Origin of the sequence: Rubrimonas sp., assembly GCF_036788415.1 — a bacterium.
Classification (GTDB): domain Bacteria; phylum Pseudomonadota; class Alphaproteobacteria; order Rhodobacterales; family Rhodobacteraceae; genus Rubrimonas.
Map to the genome: position 1 here is coordinate 1 of NZ_DAIQNN010000151.1, position 5,000 is coordinate 5,000.

Here is a 5,000-nt window from a genome sequence, read left to right on the forward strand (position 1 = left end):
TTCGCGGTGAAGATGCCGATGTGGCCGGTGCACACCTGGCTGCCGGACGCGCATGTGCAGGCGCCGACCGCGGGTTCGGTGGTGCTGGCGGCGATCCTGCTGAAGATGGGCGGCTATGGCTTCCTGCGCTTCTCGCTGCCGATGTTCCCGGTCGCCTCCGAACTGATGGCGAATTTCGTCTTCGTGCTGTCCTGCGTCGCCATCGTCTACACCTCGCTGGTGGCGATGATGCAGGAGGACATCAAGAAGCTGATCGCCTATTCCTCGGTCGCGCATATGGGCTTCGTGACGCTCGGCGTGTTCGCGGCGAACCGGCAGGGGGTGGACGGGGCGATCTTCCAGATGATCAGCCACGGCTTCATCTCCGGCGCGCTCTTCTTGTGCGTCGGCGTGATCTACGACCGGATGCACACGCGCGAGATCAGGGCTTATGGCGGGCTGGTCGAGCGGATGCCGCTCTATGCGACCGTGTTCATGCTGTTCACGATGGGCAACGTCGCCCTGCCCGGCACTTCGGGCTTCGTGGGCGAGTTCATGGCGCTGGCCGGCGCTTTCCAGGCGAACACCTGGGCGGCTTTCTTCGCGACGACAGGCGTGATCCTGTCGGCGGGCTATGCGCTGTGGCTCTACAAGCGGGTGATCTTCGGCAAGCTGGTGCGGGTCGAGCTGCGCGAGATCGCCGACCTCAACCGCCGCGAGATCGCGGTGTTCGCGCCGCTCGCGGCCGGCACGCTGATCCTCGGGGTCTGGCCGAGCCTCGCCACCGACATCTTCGGGCCGGCGGTCGCCGCGCTGGTCGAGGGCGTTGAATCCGACGTCGCCGCATGGGCCGCCGAGCAGGCGACCCGGCTGGCGCAGAACTGACCGCCGGGGGGAAAGACATGGGTCCGGGAGATCTCGGCGTCGTCAGTTCGGAGCTGACGCTCGCCATCGCCTGCATGGCGTTTCTGATGATCGGCGTGTTCCGCGGCGACGCGCGCTCGGCGGGGCCGCTGACGCTGGCGATGGCGGCGCTGCTGGCCGCGCTCGGTGCGGTCGTCGCGACCGAAGGCGCCGAGCGGGTCACGGCCTTCGGCGGCGCCTTCGTGCATGACGGCTACGCCCGCTTCGTCAAGGCGCTGATCCTGTTCGCCTCGGCGGCGACGCTTGCGCTGTCGAAGGACTACATGGAGCGGCGCGGCCTGCTGAAGCCGGAATTTCCGGTGCTGATCGGCTTCGCGACGCTCGGCATGATGATGATGGTCTCGGCGGGCGACCTGATGGCGCTCTATATGGGGCTCGAGCTGCAATCGCTGTCGCTCTACGTCATCGCCGCCTTCCGCCGCGACAGCGTGAAATCGACCGAGGCGGGGCTCAAATATTTCGTGCTCGGGGCGCTCTCCTCGGGCCTGCTGCTCTACGGCGCCTCGCTGATCTACGGTTTCGCGGGCGCGACGGGCTTCGAGGCGATCCGCAAGGTCGTGGCCGTCGAGGGGCTTTCCTACGGGCTGCTCGCAGGCGTGGCCTTCATGGCGGCGGGGCTCGCCTTCAAGGTGTCGGCGGCGCCCTTCCACATGTGGACGCCGGACGTCTACGAGGGCTCGCCGACGCCCGTGACGGCCTTCTTCTCCACCGCGCCGAAAGTGGCGGCGGCGGCGCTGTTCGCCCGGGTGATGTTCGACGCCTTCGGCGACGCGGTGTCGGAATGGCGCCAGATCATCGTCTTCATCTCGCTGATGTCGATGTTCTGGGGGGCGGTCGCCGCCATCGGCCAGACCAACCTCAAGCGCCTGATGGCCTATTCCTCGATCGGACATATGGGCTACGCGCTGCTCGGGCTGGCCGCGGGCACCGAGCAGGGGGTCGGCGCGCTTCTGATCTACATGGCGATCTATGTGGTGATGAACATCGGCGTCTTCGCCTACATCCTGAGCATGGAGCGCGACGGCCGCCCCGTGGTGGACATCTCCGACCTCGCGGGCCTGTCGGCGCAGCAACCCGCGCGGGCGATGGCGGTGGCGGCGCTGATGTTCAGCCTCGCCGGCATCCCGCCGCTGGTCGGCTTCTTCGCCAAGTACTTCGTCTTCGTGGCGGCGGTGGAGGCGGGGCTCGCGCCGGTGGCCATCGCGGGCGCGATCGCCAGCGTGATCGGCTGTTTCTATTATCTGCGCATCGTCAAGATCATGTATGTCGATCCGGCGGGCGAGCCGCTCGACCGCGGCATGGCTCCGCTCAACGGGCTGGCGCTGACGGCGGCGTCGGTCGCGATGGCCTTCGGCTGGCTGCCCTTCATCGGCGGCTTCGGTGTGATCGAGCTCGGCGCGGACGCCGCCGGGGCGCTGTTCCGCTGACCGGCGCGCGCTTGCCCGAGGGGGTGGGGCTGGTCCGCCTCGACAGCGTGGACAGCACCAATGAGGAGGCGCGCCGGCGCGCCGAAGCGGGCGCCGCAGCACCACTCTGGATCGTCGCGCGACGACAGGAGGCGGCGCGCGGGCGTCGGGGGCGGGCATGGGCGGCCCCGGAGGGCAACCTGTCCGCGACCTGCCTGATGCGCCCCGACGCGCCGCCCGCGCAGGTCGCGCTGCTGAGCTTCGCCGCCTGCCTCGCCGTGGCCGAGACGTTCGCAGCCCTCGCGCCAAAGGCCCAGATCGCGCTCAAATGGCCCAATGACGCGCTTCTGAACGGGCGCAAGGCGGCGGGGGTGCTGCTCGAGACATCAGGCGCCGGCGGGCGGGTGGACTGGCTGGCGGTCGGCGTCGGCCTGAACCTCGCTCATCATCCCGAGGCCGAGCCGGGCGCATGGCCGACGACTTCCGTCGCGGCGGAGACGGGGGCCGCACCCTCGCCCGAGGACGCGCTGACGCTGCTGGCGGCGGGATTCGACCGCTGGGCGCGCCTTCTGGCGGCGGAGGGCTTCGCGCCCTTGCGGGCGGCATGGCTTGCGCGGGCGGCGCGGCTGGGCGAGAAGGTCGTCGCGCGCCTGCCGCGCGAGGAGGTCGAGGGCGTCTTCGCCGATCTCGACGCCGACGGCGCGCTCGTGCTGACGCGCCCCGAGGGCGCCCGGCGCATCGCCGCCGCCGACCTCTACTTCCCGTGAAGGACCCAGCGATGCTGCTCGCCATCGACGTCGGCAACACCAACACGGTCTTCGCGCTGCATGACGGGCGCGCCTTCGTCGGGGAATGGCGCATCGAGACCAACGGGGCGCGCACGGCGGACGAGTATTTCGTCTGGCTGCGCCAGTTGATGGACTTCCAGAACATCGGCGTCGCCGCGATCAAGAGCGCGATCTGCGGCTCGGTCGCGCCGAGCACGGTGTTCAACCTCAAGAAACTCTGCGAGCAGTATTTCCACTGCACGCCGCTGTTCGTCGGAAGCCCCGACACCCGCCTGCCGGTAGAGGTGCGGGTGGACGCGCCGCAGGAAGTGGGCGCGGACCGCATCGTCAACACGGTCGCCGCCTTCAACAGCTACGGGCCGGATCTGATCGTCATCGACTTCGGCACGGCGACGACCTTCGACGTGGTCAATGGCGACGGCGCCTATATCGGCGGCGTGATCGCGCCCGGGGTGAACCTGTCGCTGGCCGCGCTGCACCAGGCCGCCGCCCGCCTGCCCAGCATCGACGTGGCGCGCCCCGAGCGGGTGATCGGGCGCACCACGCTGGAGTGCATGCGCTCGGGCGCCTATTGGGGCTATATTTCGCTGATCGAGGGCGTCTGCGCCCGCATCGCCGCCGAACATGGCAGACCGATGAAGGTGATCGCGACCGGGGGGCTGTCGGCGCTGTTCGCCAAGAACACCGCGACGATCGAGATCGTCGACCCCGACCTGACGATGCGCGGGTTGGTGGAGATCTACAAACACAACGTCAGCCCGCACTGGGCGGCATGATGGGAAGAACTTGATGGCCGACACGGCGACGCTGGTCTACGCGCCCCTCGGGGGCGCGGGCGAGATCGGCATGAACATGTATCTCTACGGCTATGGCCCGGCGAAGTCGCGGCAATGGGTGATGGTGGATTGCGGCATCGGTTTCGGCGACATGGAGACGAGCCCCGGGATCGAGTTGATGGTCCCCGACATCTCCTATGCGGAATCGCTCGGCGACAGCCTGCTCGGCATCATCGTCACCCACGCCCATGAGGACCATGTCGGCGCGGTGGGCCGGCTGTGGAACCGGCTGCGCGCACCCGTCTACGCCACCCGCTTCACCGCCGAGATCGCCCGGCGCAAGCTGGCGGACGAGGGCCGCTCGCCCAAGGCGGTGAAGGAATGCGGCTTCGGCGACCGCGTCGAGATCGGGCCGTTCTCGGTCGAGTTCATCCCCGTGACCCATTCGGTGCCCGAGCCCGCGGCGGTCGTGCTGCGCACGCCCAAGGGGATCGTCCTGCACACCGGCGACTTCAAGCTCGACCCCGACCCGCTGGCCGGCGCCGCCGCGAGCCTCGCCCCCTTCGAGGCGCTGGGCCGCGAGGGCGTGCTGGCGATGACCATCGACAGCACCAACGTCTTCGCCGAAGGCTCGGCGGGATCGGAGGGCGCGCTTCAGCCGCATGTCGAGCGGGTGCTCGCGGAGTGCGAGGGGGCGGTCGCCGCGACCAGCTTCGCCTCCAACGTGGTGCGCCTGCGGACGCTGGCGCGGGCGGCCATCGCCTGCGAGCGCTCGGTCGTGGTCGCCGGGCGCGCGATGAAGCGGATGATCGACGCGGCGCAGGTCAGCGGCGTCATCACCGACTTCCCGCCCACCATCTCCGAAGATCAGGCCGGCGACATCCCAGACCGCAACCTGTTCTACCTGATCACCGGCAGCCAGGGCGAGCACCGGGCGGCGCTGGCCCGCATCGCCGCCGGGACGCACCCCTTCGTGACGCTCGGCGAGGGCGATCTGGTGCTGTTCTCCTCGCGCACCATCCCCGGCAACGAGGCCGAGATCTACCGCCTCTACAACCGTCTGAGCGAAAAGGGCGTGCGCGTGGTGGACGCCGACATGGCGCAGATCCACGTCTCCGGCCACGCCT

The 5,000-nt window shown here is 69.4% G+C and carries 5 protein-coding genes; all 5 read left to right on the top strand.

Annotated elements, in window-relative coordinates:
- Positions 1 to 864: NADH-quinone oxidoreductase subunit M (locus V7Q31_RS17375; protein ID WP_333835114.1), on the top strand; the 864-nt coding region annotated here is incomplete at its 5' end.
- Between the two features lie 17 nt (positions 865 to 881).
- Entirely contained in the window at positions 882 to 2,330 is a 1,449-nt protein-coding gene (gene nuoN / locus V7Q31_RS17380; protein ID WP_333835115.1) for an NADH-quinone oxidoreductase subunit NuoN, read from the top strand.
- An 11-nt stretch (positions 2,331 to 2,341) separates the two neighbouring features.
- On the top strand, positions 2,342 to 3,076 hold the full coding sequence (locus V7Q31_RS17385) for a biotin--[acetyl-CoA-carboxylase] ligase (RefSeq protein WP_333835116.1): 735 nt from the start codon (positions 2,342 to 2,344) through the stop codon (positions 3,074 to 3,076).
- Between the two features lie 11 nt (positions 3,077 to 3,087).
- Positions 3,088 to 3,873 carry a type III pantothenate kinase gene (locus tag V7Q31_RS17390; protein ID WP_333835117.1) on the top strand — a complete coding sequence of 262 codons (786 nt, stop codon included), beginning with the start codon at positions 3,088 to 3,090 and terminating at the stop codon, positions 3,871 to 3,873.
- 13 nt (positions 3,874 to 3,886) lie between these two features.
- The coding region (locus V7Q31_RS17395; protein ID WP_333835118.1) for a ribonuclease J at positions 3,887 to 5,000 on the top strand (1,114 nt) is incomplete at its 3' end.

Coding starts and splice junctions, on each gene's coding strand:
- V7Q31_RS17390 (WP_333835117.1), top strand. CDS start 3,088: ATGCTGCTCGCCATCGACGTCGGCAACACCAACACGGTCTTCGCGCTG.
- nuoN (WP_333835115.1), top strand. CDS start 882: ATGGGTCCGGGAGATCTCGGCGTCGTCAGTTCGGAGCTGACGCTCGCC.